This window comes from Pseudomonas sp. LARHCG127 (genome assembly GCF_052871455.1).
Genome location: NZ_JBIXJT010000010.1, coordinates 171,254 through 191,177, shown reverse-complemented (window position 1 = coordinate 191,177; position 19,924 = coordinate 171,254). Strand labels below are relative to the sequence as shown.

Below are 19,924 nucleotides of genomic sequence, written 5' to 3'. Positions count from 1 at the left end.
TCGCCAGTCAGCCGGCGGCAGGCAGCCTGGATAATTCGAAGTCCTGCGCGGGATCCCTGTCGCGCAACAAGTCATCGACCAGCTCGACGGTCTTTGCCAACCCCTTGGAGCCGTGTACCAAGTGATAATCGGCGAAGCCGCGGGCCTTGACCACGCAATCCGTATAATCGCGCTCTAGCGCCTGCAACTGCTGGGAAAAAGCCTGCTCGTCGCGCACTTGCGGCCCGAAGAACAACGCGTGGGAAAAAATATCCACATCGTTGCCAGCATTCACATGTATCACCGGCCGGCCTGCCAGCCCCGCCTCGATGCCGGCATTGGACATGATATTGACGACTACGCTGGCCTGGGCAAGTGCCTGTGCCAGCGAGCAGTCGATATCCAGCAGCTCAATGTTGGCGAATCGCGTCGCCGCGTCGATCCAGAATTGCGCCTTGCTGCGCGGGTGGCGCTTGAACAGCAGGCGATAATGCGGATTGCGCCCGGCCCAATCGCGCAGCAGCCGATAGGTATCCTCATAACCGGACTCTTTTTCTCGATCGGGCCCTACCCCCAAGACCAACAATGTCTTGATGCAGGGATCAGCGATGGGCAGGTCATAGCTTTCATCGACAAGGTAGGAACCGACCAGCACCACTGTCGACTCACCGAACCGCAGTCGACGCTCTTGCAAGGCTTCCAGCGAACTGCGCCCGAAGACGCCGTAATAATCGTAGTCGTTCATGCCCAGCCGGCGGGATGACTCCAACGTCGTGGCATGGGCCAGGTGCAGCAACCGGGCACCCCGCGCGGCCAACGCCAGGCGCAGGAACGGCGCGTGGAGGCTGCCATTGCGTTCGTTGATCAATACTTTGGGTCGGTAGGTCTCCACCAGCCATTGAGCATGGGCGGCATAGACCAGGTAACGCAGGGGTACGACCTGTGGCGGCGCCACGAGCATGCGCTGGGCGCACGCGTCGGCGGGAGCGCGCAGCGCGGCCTCCGTCAGTTGATGGCCGCGCTTGCGCAGGGCATCGATCAACACGTTCTTGCGCTGCAGTGCCATGGACTTCGGTGCCGAATGCAACAGCAGCACTTGGCAGGGTGCCGCGCCTGTCGAACGCTTCAGGCGCGCCTTGGCGCGCAGTCCAGTCGCGACATCCACCAGCACATCACGAGCCAGTCGCAACAGGCTGCCAAGGCGACCGTGACGCTCGCGCAGCACTTTCCAGCGATAGCGGTCCAGTTCACGCGCCTTTCGGGCCCAGCTTCCGTCGGCCTGGAACCTATTGTCGTCAGACCTCGAGGCGCTCACTTGAACAACAACCGGATGGCCTTGCGCGTGTAGGACCAGCGCGTGATAGACCGAAGATCGGTACGAATGGCCTGGGCATAAAAAACCTTGGCATTGGCATAGTCGCCGGCACTGTAGCAATCGCGGAACAACGACAGGCATCGCTGGGCCATGAAGGCTTGGCGCAGGTCCTGCAGTTCCTGCGGCATGCGTGCCGGGGAAAACACTTCGTCCACCATGCCCACGCCCGCCGCCAGGCTCTGCCTGAGGTCATGGCGCATGCTGTCGCCATGCTTGTGGATCAGCGCCAACGGCTTTGGGAGTACGGTGCACGGAAAACGCGCCAGCACCTGGGCAAACACCGGGATATCTTCAACGTTGCGCAGATGCTCTGGGTAGTTGCCCGGCCCGAATACTTCGCGATGCATTGCACAGGCACCGTTGGACAGCGTCACCGTCTTGTCCAGCAGATAACCCCGAACACGCCCACGCGGTGTGGTCGGTAGTGGCTTTACTTCATGCTCGACACGACGTCCGTCCGCAAACACCGACCAGTGGCCGCCGATGACCAGGCGAGTCTCGGGATGACTGGTTATATGCTGGGTCACCGCGGCAAGGGCACCGGGTGCCATCTCATCATCGGCGTCGAGGAAGATCAGGTATTGCCCCCGAGCCTCCTCAATCCCGCGGTTTCGGACCGATGACAGACCGCCGTTGGGCTTGCGCAAGGCTCGGAAGCCCCCGGCATGTTCGGCCTGCAATTGCTCCAGGACCTGGGGCGTTGCATCGGTGGAACCATCGTCGATCACCAACAACTCAGCCTGGGCTTGGCTCAACTGCGCAATGACTGAATTCACCGCGCGAGGCAAGGTCTCGGCGTAGTTGTAGGCCGGAATGATGACACTGACCAGCACTTCAGTCATAAGCGTCCACACCGTCCTTGACCACCAGAATGTCTTCCATGATCAGGTACTGCAGGTCGGAACCGAAGAACATGTTCAGCGCGTCGGTCGGCGAGCAGATCATCGGCTCGCCACGACGGTTGAGCGAGGTGTTCAGCGACACGCCATTGCCAGTCAGGACTTCCAGGGCCTTCATCATGTCGTAGTAGCGCGGGTTGTATTCGCGCTTGAGCACCTGGGCCCGGGAGGTGCCGTCTTCATGGACGACTTCCGGCACGCGGGTTTTCCATTCCTCGGCCACTTCGAAGGTGAAGGTCATGAAAGGGGCCGGGTGGTCGACCTTGATCATCTGCGGCGCAACGGTGTCGAGCATCGACGGGCAGAAAGGCCTCCAGCGCTCGCGAAACTTGATCTGTTCGTTGATGCGATCGGCCACGCCACTGGCGCTTGGGCACCCGATGATCGAGCGACCGCCCAAGGCACGCGGGCCAAACTCCATGCGGCCCTGGAACCAGGCCACGGGGTTGCCGTCGACCATGATCTTGGCGATGCGCTCTGGGGTGTTGTCGATTTTGCGCCACTCAGGCTTGCTCGGATGACGGGCGCACGCGGCGATCACATCTTCGTTGCTGTAGGCGGGGCCGAGGTAGACGTGTTCCATCTTCTCCACCGGCACGCCACGGGCGTGGGACACATAAGCCGCCGCCCCCACTGCCGTGCCGGCGTCGCCGGAAGCCGGTTGCACGAACAGCTCCTTGACGTCGTCACGGGCGATGATCTTCTGGTTCAGCTTGACGTTCAGCGCACAGCCACCGGCGAAGGCCAGCTTGCCGGTTTCCTTGAGCACGTCACCCAGGTAGTGGTCGATCATTTGCAGTGCGAGCTTCTCGAACAGCGCCTGCATGCTCGCCGCATAGTGGATGTACGGTTCGTCGGCAATGTCGCCTTCACGTTTCGGACCGAGCCACTCGATCAGTTTCGGCGAGAAGTAGAAGCCCTTGCCCTTCTCTTTATAACGACGCAGGCCGATTACGTTGGCGTAGTCGGTGTTGATCACCAATTCGCCGTTTTCGAACGAGGCCAGGCGCGAGAAATCGTACTTGCTGGCATCGCCGTAGGGCGCCATGCCCATGACCTTGAATTCGCCATCGAGCATTTCAAAACCGAGGAACTCGGTAATCGCGCCGTACAGGCCACCCAGGGAGTCCGGGTCGAAGAATTCCTTGATCTTGTGGATCTTGCCGTTTTCGCCATAGCCGAAGAAGGTCGTGGCGTACTCACCCTTGCCGTCGATGCCCAGGATCGCGGTTTTTTCCTGGAAACCCGAGCAGTGGTAGGCGCTGGAAGCGTGGGCCAAGTGGTGCTCGACCGGTTCGATCTTGATCTTTTTCGGATCGAAGCCCAGTTGTTCCAGGCACCAGACAATCTTGCGGCGATAACGCTTGTAGCGACGGTTGCCCATCAGGATCGCGTCGAGGGCGCGGTCCGGGGCGTACCAGTAACGCTTGGCGTAGTGCCAGCGCGCTTCGCCGAACAGGCTGATGGGGGCGAAGGGGATCGCCACCACATCGACGTCGGAAGGCTTGATGCCGGCCTGCTCCAGGCAGAACTTCGCCGACTCGTAGGGCATGCGGTTCTTTGCATGTTTATCGCGTACGAAGCGCTCTTCCTCGGCCGCCGCGATCAGCTTGCCGTCAATGTAAAGCGCTGCGGAAGGATCATGGCTAAGGGCGCCGGACAGGCCAAGAATCGTCAATGCCACAGGGTCTAGCCTCTTATGTCTGCATACGGGCGACAAGCGCCGCAAAAAATGGATGTGCCGCGCATCAGGGGTGCGGGGCAGCTAAAGGGCGGGATTATAGCGTAAAAGCGGCCTTAAGCCTCTAGCGGTGAGTGGGGCCTGCGAGGCGTTGCCAATAGACCAATGGAAAACCTGCCCACCGGATAGGCGGCTCGCTGCGATGATGTTATTTAAAAAGCCATTTATGGGCATTCATAGTCATGGTGGCCGAGACCAGTAGTCATGACATGGATTGCTTCATAACCATCGGCGGTGGGCAATCTCACGGTCATACGCCACACATCCGCAGCCCCCACATTCCACGCATGAAGTTTTTCATTACTTTGTAAGGCTGGTACTGAGTGGTTGATGATCCGCGCAAACCGTACAACGTAAAAAACGCGAAGATGTCCGATACAGCAAAAGCACAGCTCTTAAAAAGGGAGCCATACGGCTCCCTCTTCCAAGAATACAGCGAAGAGAAAAGCTTTATGGGAAAGGCTTCTTAAATGCGCAAGCCTCGACCGATCCGTCTTCAAAAGTCACCTCGCCATACAACCTGCTAAATGTTCTATCGTCTGCTTTCAAAATAAACTTTGCAGTATCAACCGTAAACCACACGGTTGAGCCTTCTGAAGGGACATCGTAATGGAACCCAGCGTCATGTATCGCGCCGCCCCCCAATTTCGATGCGAGATTAAAGGAGTCCAATCGCCCCTCCATCTTTCCTGAACCTGAGTCTGCCGAAGTGATAATCAGGTCTCGATAAACGCCCGCTATAGCCTGCTCACTATTTCGCCGGCATATAAGTGCTTGCTCCTGTGACATATGAATTTCCTCAGTAAATTCTTCACCCTGTCAATTCAATATTGACAGTCACCCAAAGATAAAAAAAACAATTAAAAATCAAACTGTCAAGACTGACAGTTTTTTATTGTTTTTTGTTATCAACCACATCACCAAAAATCATAAAGCGCTCTTTTTGCCCTCTAAACTAAGCCGCTGTGCTGCGGAACAGTGCTGCGCTAACTCGCCGGCGTCTTGTCACTTCGCAGCGCCAGAAGTCTGACCTAACACAGTAGGCTGCTCACGACAGCTGAATATATAGGTCATGGATCGCTTACGTTTGATCGACCCAAATACCGGCAGCGCAACATTATCGAATGCATGAGCGGTTGCTGAAAGAAAGCCACCGCATCGTCACACGTCTCGACAAGCTCGAGAAAAGCACGCAGCCATGGTCTCACTGGCTTGTTCCATGCGTTGTCTGCGACATCTCTTTACGTACAGAGCCTAAAAAATCACATCAATAGCGCAACTGATTATTAAAAACTGTCGTAGTTGACAGGCCCCAATGGAAGCAACGCCATCTAACATCTCATTGCAAACAGAATTTATGGATGTTTGCACTAAACAGCAAAACTTTGGAGAGAAACAACATGAGAACGTTATTGCTCACGACTGCGGCGGTTAGCTTTCTATGCTTCAACATGAGTGCGCACGCACTTAATGAAACTTGCTACTATCCTACACACAACCCTAACACTGGCCAGATGGAAGACGGGGCACAAAAACCTATCCACATCGATATCCAGCGTCCAGACAGCGGAAAAATGTCGGAATCTGCGACTTACAATGCCAGCGGGTCGAGAACTCCTAGCGGGCAAATTGGATATGAATGGAAAGAGGGAACGGGGGGATTACAATACACATCATTTTCGGATGCAATTATAACGGTCACTCCTATACCCAAAAATCCAGGCGAAGGAGGTGGCCGTAACGTTTTCACTAAACTAACAATTCATGATCCTGTTTGCGGCTTTTCCCAATCGACCGAATTCAACGTAAATTTTTATGAATAACACGAGAATATCGGTATAAAAAATAGATATATTAAAGCCTCGCCTTTTAACGTCCAACGCTTTGCGTTGGACGATATTTTCAGGAAGCGGGAATACAGCCATGAAAAAAAATCCCACATAGTCAACCTTCCTTACCCAGGCTGCAAAAAACAGTTGAAAAACTCCTTTTGCCAGGTCGCTCATCACATCAGACCGAACGCTCAACCGCTTTCGGCAACCGCCCCCTCAATGACCCGATACACCGCACTGTTCTGCGGCCAGGCGCCACTGGGCCAACGTGTCTAATAGGACGCAAGATCCAAAGCAAAGCAAAGCAAGAGCGGGGTAAGTAGGCCTCTATGGAGCTGAACCACCGCTAGCGCGAGCAAGCTCGCTCCCACATGGTTTTGCGGATGCTCACAATGTTTGCAGACGATACAAAAAACTGTGGGAGCGAGCTTGCTCGCAATAGCCGATAGCGGCAGTCCATTTCAAACCCGAGTCCGCCCCTTTCTCGGCCTTAAGGTGTACGCGGTCCGTGGCGAGGGAGCTTGCTCCCGCTCGGCCCTGTAGGAGCTGGCGAAGCCTGCGATCTTTTGATTTTTCGCTTGAGACTCAAGTGCCTGGGGAAAGATCGCAGCCTCGCTTCGCTCGACAACTCCTACAGGCGCAGCCCAGCGGGAGCAAGCTCCCTCGCCACGGTGCCCGGTTACAAGACAGATGGCGCGCTATCGACGCCCTTCGGCAACCGCTGATCGATCACCCGATACAACGCACTGCCCTGCGGCCAATTGCGCATGAACCGCGCCCGATCCCGGGCGTAGGCCGGGGCGAAGCTGGCCTGGCTACGGTGCTGGCACATGGAGTCGAGGTCGATGAGCGCCCAGCGGTCGTCTTGCCAGAACAGGTTATGCCCTTTGAAATCACCGTGACTGATGCGCTCGCGGATCAGGTCGGCGAACAAACGATCCAGTGCCAGCAATTCGGACTCAGGGGCTTCGCCGTTTTCCACGTAAGGGGCGAAGCGCTCGATGATGTCCGGGCCAGGCAGGTGTTCGGTGACCAGATAGGCACCACGACGCAGCCACAGGAAACGCTTTTCCAGCAGCGCCAGCGGCTTGGGCGTGGCAATGCCGAGGAAGGCCAGGCGATGGCCTTCGCGCCAGGCATGCCAGGCACGGCTCGGACGCCAGAAGCGCTTGAGCCAATGGGCGAACCCCTTGATGTTGTAGCGCTTGATGATCAGTGTGCGGCCGTTCGCAACCACTTTTCCGACACTCGCCGCGCCGCCGGTCTTGTACAGGTGGCCTTGGTCGAGCAAGGCATCGGCCTGCTCGAGCACGGGCGTCATCGCGGCCTCTTCTTCGCGGCGGATCGCCCGCAGCCCGAACGGCCCGCGCTGCACACTGAAAAGGCTGCACTCGCGCCCGACTTTTTCAAGAAAGTCCTTCAGTCGCCAGGCGTGGACCTTGTCGATCTGCTTTTGCAGCGCTTCCATGGGCAGCGCGTGTTCAGCGTTGCCCAGCAGGTAGTGCACCAGCAGTTCTTCGGTGAACGGCTCGATGGATTTGGGAAGCTGGGCAAAGAATACGCCCAGGTTTTCCAAGACTTTTTGCCGCGACAATGGCTGGCCGGGGGTTTCGACGCGAATGCCAGCGCCATCGATAAGATAAAGCTTGCCGCCGTGGCGCAACAAATTGTCCAGGTGCAGGTCTTCCTGCCACAGGCCTTTGCTGTGCAGCCGCGCAATCGCGTCCAAGGCCTCGGCCAGCACCGCCGTTTGCTCATCCGCCAGTATCGGCAGATGTTCGACCTGCTTCCAGGCGTCACCAAGACTCTCGGCATCTTCCAGAAGCTCGAACAGCAACCAGCCACCTTCGCCTTCCTTCAAGCCATCGGCCAGTAGCAACGGCGTCGTCAGCCCCTGCTCCGCCAGCAGGCGAACGCCTTGAAGCTCACGCTGGAAATGTCGGGGTGCCTTGCTGCCCACCAGCAACTTGGCCAACACCGGGCGGCCTCGCCATATGCCGGCGCCCACGTAGCGCTGCCCTGGCAAAACCCGCAGTAGCGTCAACAACTGCAACTGCGCCGGGCCGGCGGCGTCCGCCAGCTCCAGGCTCAGGGGCAGGCCAGGATTGCGACCGGCATTTTTCAGTTCGGACAAAAGCATCAACGAGCCTCCTTGTCGCTACGTCGGGCGGCCAGCCGGGTCATCCAGCTGTCGACCAGAGCGCTGTCGAGCGGCTGCTCCAGATAAACAGACAGCAATTGGCGCACATCGTCGCTCTTCCAGGCGCCTGCCCGTCGCAACAGCGGCTCGAGGTCCTTGACCCGGTCACGTTGGCCGAACAACAGCGGCCGGGTTTTCTCCAGGTCAATCAGCTGTGCCTGGTAGCTGCCGTCGATGGCTTGCAGGAAAATATGCTTGGGATAGAAACAGCCATGCATTTGATGGGCATTGTGCAGGCGACGCGCCAAGTGACCACAGGCTTGAAGGATGCCTGTACGTTGTCCGGCACTCAGCGTCGACCAGCGCTGCAGCAGTGAATCAAGGTCATCCCAGCCGTCCAGCGCACGCGTCAGCAGGACCGCCCGCGCCTCGCCGTTCACTTTGCGCTGGCCGTAGAACACCGCTTGCAGCGCGGGAATGTGCAACTGCCGATAACGGCTGATATTGCGAAACTCCCGGGAAAAGCTCGGTTCGCCAAACGGGTGGGACCAGGTCCGGGTCAGGTAATTGCTCTGGCGCTTGAGGTAATAACCCTGCCCTTCCAGCTCCAGCCGGAACACGCTGCTCCAGCCATCGCCCGAGGTGTTGGGTTCGTCCACCGCTTCCAGTTGCCGCGCCCACAACGCCTCGAAGCTGTCCAGGCCATGACGTTGCAACAACGCCCGATCTTCAGCGGCCAAAAAATCAGTCATTCACGCCCCTCGAAAAATCTCACCACGTGGCGGATGCGCTTCTTGTCGCACGCATCGAGCCGGTCGCGCTGGCGATATTGCAGGTAAAAACGCAGGCGCTGCGTGGCCGACAAATGGTATTTGGCCACTTTATCCAGGCACGCCAAGTCCTTGGTAATACGGTACTTGAGCCAGAAACCGCGCCAGAAATCGCCGTTCGGGCAGTCGATCAGAAACAGCTGCGAACGGTCGTCGATGAGCAGGTTGCGCCACTTGAGATCATTGTGAGTGAAGCGGTGGTCGTGCATCGTTCGCGTATAACCGGCCAGTTGCCGGCTGACGCTATCGACCCAGGCACGGTCCGCCAGCCTCGGATCGTGGCGCTCGGCGAGGGCCGAGAGGTCTTCGGTATGCGGCAATTCGCGGGTGATCAGCGCGCCACGGGCATAGGTCGCGCCGTTTCGCTCCAAGCCCCAGCCCACGACTTCAGCGGTGGGGATGCCCCATTTGGCGAAGCGCTTGAGGTTCTGCCATTCGGACTTGACCCGTGGCTTGCCCAGGTAGCGCCGCAAGCCTTTGCCGGCCCCGACGTAGCGCTTGACGTAATAATTCACGCCGTTGCGCTGTACCCGGATCACCTCGGACAACGGGTCGCGGGTCAAGCGCTCTCCTTGCAATGCGAACACCGCTTCGAGGCTGCCAAAATCCCCTGCCAACTCGGCATATGCCGGTTCCAGATTCCAACCCGACATCAGAGCGCGTCCCCGTACCGCTGCTTGCGGGCATACAGTTTGTTGGCCTTGCCTTCGAGCCAGGCCAGCAGCGAAGCCTCTTCGGCGAGGATTCGACGCAGCGGCTGTTGAAAATAGCCTTTGAGAAAACGCAGTTTGTCGCGGCGGGTCAGACCGATGTCCAGTGCCGAAAAATACAGCGCCGCCAGGTCCTTGTTGCGCCAGCGAGTGGTGATGGCAGGACGGGTCTGGGCGCGGTGCAGGTCGATCACCGAGAGCTTGAAATCCCCAGGTGTCACCGGTTTGTCGGTGTGCAGGAGGAAGTGGCAGATGTAGCAGTCACGATGGTTGACCCCGGCGCGGTGCATCATGCCGGTCATGCGCGCCACTTCGGCGATCAGCGCACGCTTGAGCGTCGGCTGCGGCGGTTGCTTGACCCAGTCGATGCTGAAGTCTTCGAGGCTGACGGTCGGTGCCAGCTCTTCGGTGACGATGAACGAGTGCTGGTCCGCCGGGTTGCTGCCCTTCTCGCCGTAGGCGACCGCCGTCATGGTCGGCACACCCGCTTCCTGCAAGCGCTGGATCGCCTTCCACTCCTGCCCTGCGCCGAGTACCGGCAGCTTGGCGGTGAACAGGTTCTTGAAGATCTCGCCCCAACCGATTCCGCGGTGGATCTTCACGAAAAAACCGCGACCGTCCACCTCCGTGCGCAAGGTGCGCCGGGCCTCCAGTTCGCGATAGACCTCGCCCTTGAGCGCTTCGACTTCGGCGAACGCATCGCGCCCGGCCCAAAGGCTCTTGAACGGTTCGGCCAGCATCAACTTCATTGCGCGTGCTCCGCCAATATCACATCCGCCGCGTGCTGCGGCATGCTGTAGAGGTCGGCCGTCTCGGCGAAGGCCAGACCGTTGCGGCTCCAGGCCGCCCGTGCCTGGGCGTCGTTCAACATGCGCCCCAGGTAGTCGGTGAGCTGGGCTTGTTCGAACGGCTCATCCAGCACCAGGCCACTGTCGGCCTCGGCGATGTAATGGGCGTACCCACACACCGCACTGACAAGCACCGGCAACCCCGCCACCAGTGCTTCGAGCAATACGGTGCCGGTGTTCTCGTTGTACGCCGGGTGGATCAACAGGTCGGCGCCCAGCAGGAAACGCGGGATATCGCTGCGGCCCTTGAGGAATCGCACGTTGTCGCCCAGACCCAGCGCGGCGCTTTGCAGTTGGAATACTTTGGGGTCGTCCTGGCCAATTACAAACAGCCGGGTGCGTTTTCTCAGCTCGGCTGGCAACGCGGCCAGGGCCTTGAGGCTGCGATCCACGCCCTTGGTCTTGAACCCGGAGCCGATCTGCACCAGCAGCAGGTCGTCGTCGGCCAGCTCGAATTCGGCCCGGAACGCGGCGCGAATCTCGTCGGCGTGGGCGGGCCGGCGACGGTCCTGGGCGATGCCCGGCGGCAGCAGGTGAAAACGTTCCAGCGGCGTGCCGTAGTGCTTGATGAACAACGGCTGCTGGACTTCGGAGATCATCAGGACTTCGGTCTTGGCATCCTTGGCGAACACGGCCCGCTCATACTCGGCGAAATGCCGGTAGCGGCCCCAGCGCCGGTACAGCGAATTGCGCAGGTTCTGCGCCTTGTCTTCGAAGCAGCCGTCGGCGGCGTAGTACACGTCCAGGCCGGGCATTTTGTTGAAGCCGATCAACCGGTCTACCGGGCGCTTGGCCAGGTCGGCCTCCATCCACGCAGTGAGCTTCTCGTTGCGACGATGATTGAACAGCGCCTTGACCGGCGCCACCAGCACCTCGAAGCCTGGCGGCACGTCACCCTCCCAGATCAGCGTGTAGACGCGGATCTGGTGGCCGCGTCGCTGGCACTCCAGGGCGATGCGCATGAAGTCACGCTGCAGGCCACCGAAGGGGAAATACTTGTAAAGGACAAAAGCCAATTGCATCAGCGCGGCTCCTCAGCCAATAACGTGCTCAGGTGGCTGGCAACACGCTCGGGGTTCAGACGCGTGAAGCACAGGGGCTGCTCGCGTTTCAGGTCAAACCGCCGGGCATCCTCGGCGGTTGGCGGATAAGTGCAGTGTTTCTGCATGCACGGCGCGCAAGGGAAATCACTGGCGAGGTGAATCTGGCCCCTGCCATAGGCGCCGGTCAGCACCGGATTGGTCGGGCCGAGCAAGGAAATGGTCGGCACGTCCAGGGCCGCGGCCAGATGGCCGAGGCCCGTGTCCACGGCCACGCAAGCCTGGGCCCCGGCAAGCACCTTGCCCATGCCGCCGAGGTTCAGCTTCGGCAGTACCAGGGCGTTGCGCAGCCCGTTGGCGATGCGTTCGGCCCGGGCCTTCTCGGCAGGGTTGCCCCACGGCAGTTTGACGACCACGCCGAACTGGGCCATGCGCTCGGTGAGCTGGCGCCAGTAAAGCTCGGGCCAATGCTTGGATTCCCAGGTCGTGCCATGCAGGAACACCACATAAGGGTAAGGACGCGGCAATTCCACCAATCGGTCGATGTCGAGGCCATAGCTGCCTTGGGTTTTCGGTAAGTCATAGCCCAGCGCCAAGGCGAACAATTGACGCACCCGCTCGACCGCATGTTGACCACGGGCCACGGCCAGGCGACGCGAATAGAAGCGCGCCGCGAGGGGCTCACGCGCAGAATCCTTATCCAGGCCAGCCACCGGCGCCTTGACGTAGCGGGTCAGCCAGGCACTTTTCAACAGGCCTTGGGCATCGATCACCAGGTCGTACTGTTCGGCGCGCACGTTCTGCTTGAAGCGTCGCCATTCGCCACTCTTGATGGTTTGCCAAAGGTTCTTGCGCCAGCGACGGATCGCCACGGGAATGACCTTGCCCACGGCCGGGTGCCAGGTGGGGATTTCGGCAAAGCCTTCTTCCACCACCCAGTCGAACTTGATGCCGGGAATCGCCCGCGCCGCGTCGGTCAGCGCCGGCAACGTGTGGACCACATCCCCCAGCGAAGAGGTCTTGATCAGCAATACCCGCAAGTTACCGGACCTCCACGGGGGTGCCCTGCAAACGCTCCAGGGCCTCGTTCACCGACGGCGGCATGAGCTGGCGCAGGCAGTTGTAATGACCAAAACGGCAGGTGCGGTCGAAACACGGGCTGCACTCGATGCCCAGGCGCACGACCTCGACCTGGTCGGCCAACGGCGGCGTGAAGCCTGGCGAGGTGGAACCGTAGACCGCCACCAATGGACGATTCAGGGCCGCGGCCACATGCATCAGGCCCGAGTCGTTGGAGACCACCGAGTCGGCGCAGGACAGCAGGTCGATGGCCTCGGCCAGGGAGGTGTCGCCACTGAGGTTCACCGACTCTTCCCGAAGACCCGGGATCAGCCGCGAGCGGATGTCCTCGCCTACCGGGTGATCTTTTTTCGAACCGAACAGCCAGACTTGCCAGCCTTCGCGAATTTTCGCCTCGGCCACCTGGGCGTAGTGCTCCGCCGGCCAGCGCTTGGATTCGCCGAACTCTGCACCTGGACACAGGGCGAGCACTGGACGATCCAGGCTCAGGCCGAACTTGGCCAGCGCCGCGTCACGGGTCACCGGGTCGATCCGCAGGCTCGGCCGCGGATACGGCTTGGGCAACTCGGAGCCAGGTTCGTAGGCCAGGGCCATGAAGCGCTCGATCATCAACGGATAACGTTCTTTGTCCAGCTTGCGCACGTCGTTGAGCAGGCCGTAGCGAAACTCGCCACGCCAGCCGGTGCGCTTGGGGATGCCGGCGAAGAACGGCACCAGCGCCGACTTCAACGAGTTGGGCAACAGGATCGCCTGGTCGTACTGACCGACCAGGGATTTGCCGATGCGCCGACGGGTCGCCAGCTCCAGCGCGCCGTGGCCGAGCGGGAAGCTCAAGGCCTTGCGCACTTCGGGCATACGTTCCAGGATCGGCCGGCTCCATTCAGGGGCCAGGACGTCGATTTCGCACTGCGGATGACGCTGTTTCAAACACTGGAACAGTGTCTGCGCCATCACCATGTCACCGACCCAACTGGGCCCAACGATCAAAATATTCATGTGCTTTCCAAAAACGATACGGGGAGGCCTACGCCTCCCCGCCTCGAGAATCACTGTGGCTTAGGTCGTTGCCTGTTGCCCTAATCTACAACACACCGCCAATCAACTGTGGGAGCGAGCCTGCTCGCGAAGAGGCCAGCCCATCCAACATCATTGTCGCCTGACACTCCGCCTTCGCGAGCAAGCTCGCTCCCACAGGGGGTTTGCATAGGCTCGCAATACCGTGCCACACCACAAATCCATTGTGGGAGCGAGCTTGCTCGCGAAGAGGCCAGCCCATCCAACATCATTGTCGCCTGACACTCCGCCTTCGCGAGCAAGCTCGCTCCCACAGGGGGCCTGCATACGTTTCCAGCACCGTGCAGCACCGCCAATCAACTGTGGGAGCGAGCTTGCTCGCGATGAGGCCAGCCCATCCAACATCAATGTCGCCTGACACTCCGCCTTCGCGAGCAAGCTCGCCCCCACATTTAAAGCTTCAGCTCAGTCCCAGCTCCCGCCAGATCCGCACTACCTGCCGGCGCTCATCCACGAACTGGTCGCCTGCGATCACCCCGGCATCTTTCTGCAAGGCTTGGCGGTGAGCGGCGGAGCGGTAGGCTTTGTAGGCCTCGCGCAACAGCGTCGCGTCTTCGGCCGGCATCAACCCGACTTCCTGCAACCCGTCCAGGATGCGGATGTTATCGGTGTAGCGCACCAGCGATGGATGCTCTTCGGACCACGCCAGGGCCGCGTATTGCACCATAAATTCAATATCGACGATACCTCCGGCATCCTGCTTGAGGTCGAAGGGTGCCGCGGCCTCGAAGGCATTCGGCGCGGTCCCGGCGGCGGTGGTCTTGCTGCCAAGGTTGTCACGCATCTTGGCGCGCATCTCACTGACTTCCTGGCGCAGCGTCGGCAAGTCACGCTTGCGTCCCAACACCTGGACGCGGACCTTTTCGAACGCCTGGCCCACGTCCTGGCTGCCCACCAGCACACGGGCTCGCACCAGCGCCTGATGCTCCCAGGTCCAGGCTTCGTTCTCCTGGTAGCGGGCAAACGCCCCGAGGGAACTGACCAGCAACCCCGACGCCCCGGACGGTCGCAGGCGCATATCCACTTCATACAACTGCCCGGAGTTGGTCTGGGCGGTCAGCAGGTGAATGATCCGCTGGCCAAGCCGGGTGAAGAATTGCGCGCCGTCGATGGGTTTCGGGCCATCGGTTTCCGCCTGCGGGTCGCCATCGTGGATGAACACCAGGTCCAGGTCAGAACCATGCCCCAATTCCAGGCCGCCGACTTTCCCATAACCGACAATAATGAAGCCCGGATCACACAGGCTGCCGTCGGTGCGCAACGGCACGCCGTGCTTGGCGGCCGTCTGGCGCCAGGCCAGGGCCAGCACTTGTTCGAGAATCGCCTCGGCCAGCCAGGTCAGGTAATCGCTGACCTTCATCAACGGCAGGCTGCCGGCGATTTCCGACGCCGCCACCCGCAGACGGTGCGCCAGCTTGAAATGCCGCAACGCCTCCATTTGCTGCTCCAGATCATCCTCGGGAATGCGCGTCAGGCGCTCACGCAACTCCGCCGCCAATTCCGGCGCCAGGGGCGGCTTGAACAGCCGGCCCTCGTTGAGCAATTCATCGAGCAGCAGCGGGAAACGGGTGATTTGCTCGGCAATCCACGGGCTCGCTGCGCACAGCGTCAGCAAGCGCCGCAGGGCCCCGGGGTTTTCTGTCAACAACACAAGATAGGCCGAACGGCGGGCCACAGCTTCTACCAAGGGCAGCACCCGCTCCAACACCAGGTCCGGATCGGCATGCTCCACAGCCTGGGCCAGCAGGCGTGGAATGAACGCATCCAGGCGTTCGCGCCCCAAGCGCTGCATGGCGCGCAATTGCGGGCTGCCACGCAGGACGGCCAGGGCCTTGAGGGCTTTGGGCGCATCGACGAAACCGCCCTCTTCCAACTGACGGCACGCCACTTCTTCATTCTGGCTGTCTTCCCACAACGGCAACCATTCGCCGCCGACCACCACTTCGCTTTCACCGCCCTCTTCTTCATCCGGGTCGGCGATGACCTGGCCGAAATGCCAGGCCACGCGCCCGCGCCAGTACATCAATTGCTCATGAAAGGCCGGCCAGTCGGCAAAACCCAGCATGGACGCAATGCGCGCCTGATCCTGCGGGCTGTCTGGCAGCATCTGGGTCTGGCGATCGGCAATGGCCTGGATCGCATGCTCGGTATAACGCAGGAATTCGTAGCCCTGGCGCAGCTCATCGATCACCTTGGCCGGCAGGTAACCCTGGCCCTCCAGGGTGTTCAACACCTTGAGCAGCGGCCGCTGCTGCAAGCTCAAGTCGCGTCCACCGTGGATCAGCTGGAACGCCTGGGCAATGAACTCGACCTCGCGAATGCCGCCCGAGCCCAGCTTAATGTTGTCGGCCATGCCTTTGCGCCGCACCTCCTGCTGGATCAGTTGCTTCATGGTGCGCAGCGCTTCGATGGCGGAGAAATCCAGGTAACGGCGATAGACGAACGGACGCAGCATGTCGAGCAGTTGCGCGCCGGCCACCTGGTCGCCGGCCACCACCCGCGCCTTGATCATGGCGTAGCGTTCCCAGTCGCGGCCCTGGTCCTGGTAATACTGCTCCAGGGCATTGAAGCTCAGCACCAGCGCACCGGCCGAGCCATAGGGGCGCAGGCGCATGTCGACGCGGAACACGAAACCGTCGACGGTCATCGGGTCGAGGGCCTTGATCAGGCGCTGGCCGACGCGGATGAAAAATTCCTGGTTATCCAGCGGCCGCTTGACGCCCACGGTTTCACCGCCCTCGGGGTACGCGAAGATCAGGTCGATGTCCGACGACAGGTTCAGCTCCACCGCCCCCAGCTTGCCCATGCCGAGAATGACCATCTGCTGCGGCTCGCCGCTGCGTCGTCCGGTGGGCGTGCCGAACTGCTGGATGAGGCGCTGGTACAACCATCGGTAAGCCTGGTCGATGCAGGTGTCGGCCATGTCCGAGAGGTCGCGACAGGTCTGGACCAGATCGGCCTGGCGGGTCAGGTCGCGCCAGATGATCCGTACCTGCTGGCGGGTACGTTGGCGACGCAGGACGCGGCCCAGTTCGTCTTCGGTTTCGGCGGCCTGGACGGCCGCGCCGATCTGCGTACACATTTCGCCGGGTGCCAGGCTACGGTCCAGTTCACCGCTGCGCACCAGCTCCAGGAGCATCACCGGGTCACGGACACTCTGCTCGATGACAAAGTCGCTGGCGGCGGCAATGCGGCTGAACGCCTCCCAGCGTTGCGGGGTCCAGGCCGACAGCCCATGATCGTCGTCGAGGCAGGCGACCGCCGCACGGAACGACTGCTCGGCACGACTGACCAATGACTGGAGAATCGCAGGTACTTCGACAAGCGAGGGCAGGCTCATGGTCTATCCTTGATCGGCGCGGGAAAGGCTGGATGTAGTGTTTTTTCAAAAGACACTACCTGATCGACTGTCGAACAAAGATGATAAATAGCTGAAAATCTGATTTTATTGGCAGCCGGCATCAAGTTTTTACCTGTTCGAGTTGGCTAAAGACCAACAGTAACGATTATTCTCACAACGAAACGAGGGGCCACGAGCCGCTCAGGTGTAGTTTTACTACTCGTCTATACATTCGAAAGGCTGAAACGGCCGACGATTTGTAGTAAAACTACACGCCGCCGAAACAACCTTCGGCAATCCAAGAATTTATATCGTCTGCCCACAAGGCCAGTCGCAAACTCAGGCAACCGATTCTGGTAGCCTTTCCGCCCTGGAGCAAGCCATGCAAGACCTCGATCCCGTCGAAACCCAGGAATGGCTGGACGCCCTGGAATCGGTTCTCGACAAAGAAGGCGAAGACCGTGCTCATTATCTGATGACCCGTATGGGCGAACTCGCGACCCGCAGCGGTTCGCAACTGCCCTACGCCATCACCACGCCGTACCGCAACACGATCCCCGTTACCCACGAAGCACGCATGCCTGGCGACCTGTTCATGGAACGCCGCATTCGCTCGCTGGTACGCTGGAACGCGTTGGCCATGGTCATGCGTACCAACCTGAAAGATTCTGACCTGGGCGGTCACATCTCCAGCTTCGCCTCCAGCGCGACGCTGTATGACATCGGCTTCAACTACTTCTTCCAGGCCCCGACCGACGAACACGGCGGCGACCTGATCTACTTCCAGGGTCACGCATCGCCAGGCGTCTACGCCCGTGCGTTCATGGAAGGCCGCATTACCGAAGACCAGATGAACAACTTCCGCCAGGAAGTGGACGGCAATGGCCTGTCCTCGTACCCGCACCCTTGGCTGATGCCGGACTTCTGGCAGTTCCCGACCGTTTCCATGGGCCTGGGCCCGATCCAGGCGATCTACCAGGCACGCTTCATGAAGTACCTGGAAGCCCGTGGCTTCATCCAGCCAGGCAAGCAGAAGGTCTGGTGCTTCATGGGCGACGGCGAGTGCGACGAGCCGGAATCCCTGGGCGCGATCTCCCTGGCCGGCCGCGAGAAGCTGGACAACCTGATCTTTGTCATCAACTGCAACCTGCAGCGCCTCGACGGCCCGGTTCGCGGCAACGCCAAGATCATCCAGGAACTCGAAGGCGTGTTCCGTGGCGCCCAGTGGAACGTCAACAAAGTCATCTGGGGCCGCTTCTGGGACCCACTGCTGGCCAAGGACGTCGACGGTATCCTGCAACGTCGCATGGACGAAGTCATCGACGGCGAATACCAGAACTACAAGGCCAAGGACGGCGCGTTCGTCCGCGAGCACTTCTTCAACTCGCCTGAACTCAAGGCCATGGTCGCCGACCTGTCCGACGACGAGATCTGGAAGCTCAACCGTGGCGGCCACGACCCGTACAAGGTCTACGCGGCGTACCACCAGGCGGTCAACCACAAAGAACAGCCGACCGTCATCCTGGCCAAGACCATCAAGGGTTATGGCACCGGTGCCGGCGAAGCGAAGAACACCGCGCACAACACCAAGAAAGTCGATGTCGACAGCCTGAAGTTGTTCCGCGACCGCTTCGACATTCCGGTCAAGGACAGCGAGCTGGAAAACCTGCCGTTCTTCAAGCCTGAAGAAGGCAGCGCCGAAGCCCGTTACCTGGCCGAGCGCCGTGCCGCACTGGGCGGTTTCGTGCCACAGCGTCGCGCCAAGAGCTTCAGCATCCCGACCCCGCCACTGGAAACCCTCAAGGCGATCCTGGACGGCTCGGGCGACCGTGAAATCTCCACCACCATGGCCTTCGTGCGGATCCTCGCGCAATTGGTCAAGGACAAGGAAATCGGCCAGCGCATCGTCCCGATCATCCCGGACGAAGCCCGTACCTTCGGTATGGAAGGCATGTTCCGCCAGCTGGGCATCTACTCGTCCGTCGGCCAGCTCTACGAGCCAGTCGATAAAGACCAGGTGATGTTCTACCGCGAAGACAAGAAGGGCCAGATCCTCGAGGAAGGCATCAACGAAGCGGGCGCCATGAGCTCCTTCATTGCCGCCGGTACTTCGTACTCCAGCCACAACCAGCCGATGCTGCCGTTCTACATCTTCTACTCGATGTTCGGCTTCCAGCGTATCGGTGACCTGGCCTGGGCCGCTGGCGATAGCCGTACCCGTGGCTTCCTGATCGGCGGCACCGCCGGCCGTACCACCCTCAACGGTGAAGGCCTGCAGCACGAAGACGGCCACAGCCACATGCTGGCCGGGACCATCCCGAACTGCCGCACCTATGATCCGACCTACGGCTACGAGCTGGCGGTGATCATCCAGGACGGCATGAAGAAGATGACCGAAGAGCAACAGGACGTCTTCTACTACATCACCGTGATGAACGAGTCCTACCAGCAGCCAGCCATGCCGGCCGGTGTCGAGGCAGGCATCGTCAAGGGCATGTACCTGCTCGAGGAAGACACCCGCGAAGCGGCGCATCACGTCCAGCTGATGGGCTCCGGCACCATCCTGCGCGAAGTGCGTGAAGCGGCGAAGATCCTGCGTGAAGAGTTCAACGTCGGCGCCGACGTCTGGAGCGTCACCAGCTTCAACGAACTGCGTCGCGACGGCCTGGCCGTAGAACGCAGCAACCGCCTGCACCCTGGCCAGAAGCCAAAGCTGAGCTACGTCGAAGAGTGCCTGAACGGTCGCAAAGGTCCGGTCATCGCCTCCACCGACTACATGAAGCTGTTCGCCGAGCAGATCCGCCAGTGGGTGCCTTCCAAGGAATTCAAAGTGCTGGGCACCGACGGTTTCGGCCGTAGCGACAGCCGCAAGAAGCTGCGTCACTTCTTCGAAGTCGACCGTAAGTTCGTTGTGTTGGCAGCCCTGGAAGCCCTGGCTGACCGTGGCGATATCGAACCTAAAGTGGTGGCCGAAGCCATCGCCAAGTTCGGCATCGATCCGGAAAAACGCAACCCACTGGACTGCTGAGGAGAATT

At 60.4% G+C, this 19,924-nt stretch carries 13 protein-coding genes and 1 pseudogene; 3 read left to right on the top strand and 11 right to left on the bottom strand.

The genetic code is table 11. The features are described 5' to 3' along the window. Positions 1-7: 7 nt before the first annotated feature. Genes ACIPQ1_RS18575 through ACIPQ1_RS18565 form a run of 3 tightly spaced genes read right to left on the bottom strand, consistent with a single transcriptional unit; the run spans position 8 to position 3,937 of the window. On the bottom strand, positions 8-1,294 hold the full coding sequence (locus tag ACIPQ1_RS18575; protein ID WP_446534582.1) for a capsule biosynthesis protein: 1,287 nt from the start codon (positions 1,292-1,294) through the stop codon (positions 8-10). Beyond that, positions 1,291-2,196, bottom strand: coding sequence for a glycosyltransferase family 2 protein (locus ACIPQ1_RS18570; RefSeq protein WP_411386317.1), 906 nt, complete (start codon positions 2,194-2,196; stop codon positions 1,291-1,293). Before ACIPQ1_RS18570 ends, ACIPQ1_RS18575 begins: the two co-directional genes overlap by 4 nt. Then, the gene (locus ACIPQ1_RS18565) at positions 2,189-3,937 is read right to left on the bottom strand and encodes a carbamoyltransferase C-terminal domain-containing protein (RefSeq protein WP_186708065.1); all 1,749 of its coding nucleotides are present in this window, start codon (positions 3,935-3,937) and stop codon (positions 2,189-2,191) included. The genes ACIPQ1_RS18570 and ACIPQ1_RS18565 overlap by 8 nt, the downstream gene beginning before the upstream one ends. A gap of 1,143 nt (positions 3,938-5,080) precedes the next feature. On the opposite strand from ACIPQ1_RS18565, the pseudogene ACIPQ1_RS18560 reads away from it, so the two are divergent. After that, a pseudogene (locus tag ACIPQ1_RS18560) lies at positions 5,081-5,252 on the top strand (IS5/IS1182 family transposase); the annotation flags it as partial. Between the two features lie 142 nt (positions 5,253-5,394). After that, positions 5,395-5,817 carry a hypothetical protein gene (locus ACIPQ1_RS18555; RefSeq protein WP_250962798.1) on the top strand — a complete coding sequence of 141 codons (423 nt, stop codon included), beginning with the start codon at positions 5,395-5,397 and terminating at the stop codon, positions 5,815-5,817. 688 nt (positions 5,818-6,505) lie between these two features. Here the strand turns inward: ACIPQ1_RS18555 and ACIPQ1_RS18550 are convergent. The 8 genes from ACIPQ1_RS18550 to glnE all read right to left on the bottom strand — a co-directional run bounded on the left by ACIPQ1_RS18550 (position 6,506) and on the right by glnE (position 16,888). Continuing rightward, a complete protein-coding gene (locus tag ACIPQ1_RS18550) occupies positions 6,506-7,966 on the bottom strand; it encodes a lipopolysaccharide kinase InaA family protein (RefSeq protein ID WP_446534581.1) in 1,461 nt (486 codons plus the stop codon). Continuing rightward, positions 7,966-8,718, bottom strand: coding sequence for a lipopolysaccharide kinase InaA family protein (locus ACIPQ1_RS18545; RefSeq protein WP_446534580.1), 753 nt, complete (start codon positions 8,716-8,718; stop codon positions 7,966-7,968). Before ACIPQ1_RS18545 ends, ACIPQ1_RS18550 begins: the two co-directional genes overlap by 1 nt. Further along, a complete protein-coding gene (locus tag ACIPQ1_RS18540; protein WP_411386314.1) occupies positions 8,715-9,449 on the bottom strand; it encodes a lipopolysaccharide kinase InaA family protein in 735 nt (244 codons plus the stop codon). Before ACIPQ1_RS18540 ends, ACIPQ1_RS18545 begins: the two co-directional genes overlap by 4 nt. Beyond that, entirely contained in the window at positions 9,449-10,255 is an 807-nt protein-coding gene (rfaP, locus tag ACIPQ1_RS18535; RefSeq protein WP_186708074.1) for a lipopolysaccharide core heptose(I) kinase RfaP, read from the bottom strand. Before rfaP ends, ACIPQ1_RS18540 begins: the two co-directional genes overlap by 1 nt. Then, positions 10,252-11,376, bottom strand: a complete 1,125-nt coding sequence (locus ACIPQ1_RS18530; RefSeq protein ID WP_411386313.1) for a glycosyltransferase family 4 protein — start codon at positions 11,374-11,376, stop codon at positions 10,252-10,254. Before ACIPQ1_RS18530 ends, rfaP begins: the two co-directional genes overlap by 4 nt. Further along, positions 11,376-12,434, bottom strand: a complete 1,059-nt coding sequence (waaC, locus tag ACIPQ1_RS18525; protein WP_446534579.1) for a lipopolysaccharide heptosyltransferase I — start codon at positions 12,432-12,434, stop codon at positions 11,376-11,378. The genes ACIPQ1_RS18530 and waaC overlap by 1 nt, the downstream gene beginning before the upstream one ends. Before the next feature lies 1 nt (position 12,435). Then, positions 12,436-13,470 (bottom strand): lipopolysaccharide heptosyltransferase II, encoded by a 1,035-nt coding sequence (waaF, locus tag ACIPQ1_RS18520; RefSeq protein ID WP_250962792.1) that lies wholly within the window; start codon positions 13,468-13,470, stop codon positions 12,436-12,438. A gap of 478 nt (positions 13,471-13,948) precedes the next feature. Next, a complete protein-coding gene (gene glnE / locus ACIPQ1_RS18515) occupies positions 13,949-16,888 on the bottom strand; it encodes a bifunctional [glutamate--ammonia ligase]-adenylyl-L-tyrosine phosphorylase/[glutamate--ammonia-ligase] adenylyltransferase (protein WP_446534578.1) in 2,940 nt (979 codons plus the stop codon). 382 nt (positions 16,889-17,270) lie between these two features. On the opposite strand from glnE, the gene aceE reads away from it, so the two are divergent. Further along, a complete protein-coding gene (gene aceE, locus ACIPQ1_RS18510) occupies positions 17,271-19,916 on the top strand; it encodes a pyruvate dehydrogenase (acetyl-transferring), homodimeric type (RefSeq protein ID WP_053117793.1) in 2,646 nt (881 codons plus the stop codon). The last annotated feature ends 8 nt before the right edge of the window (positions 19,917-19,924 follow it).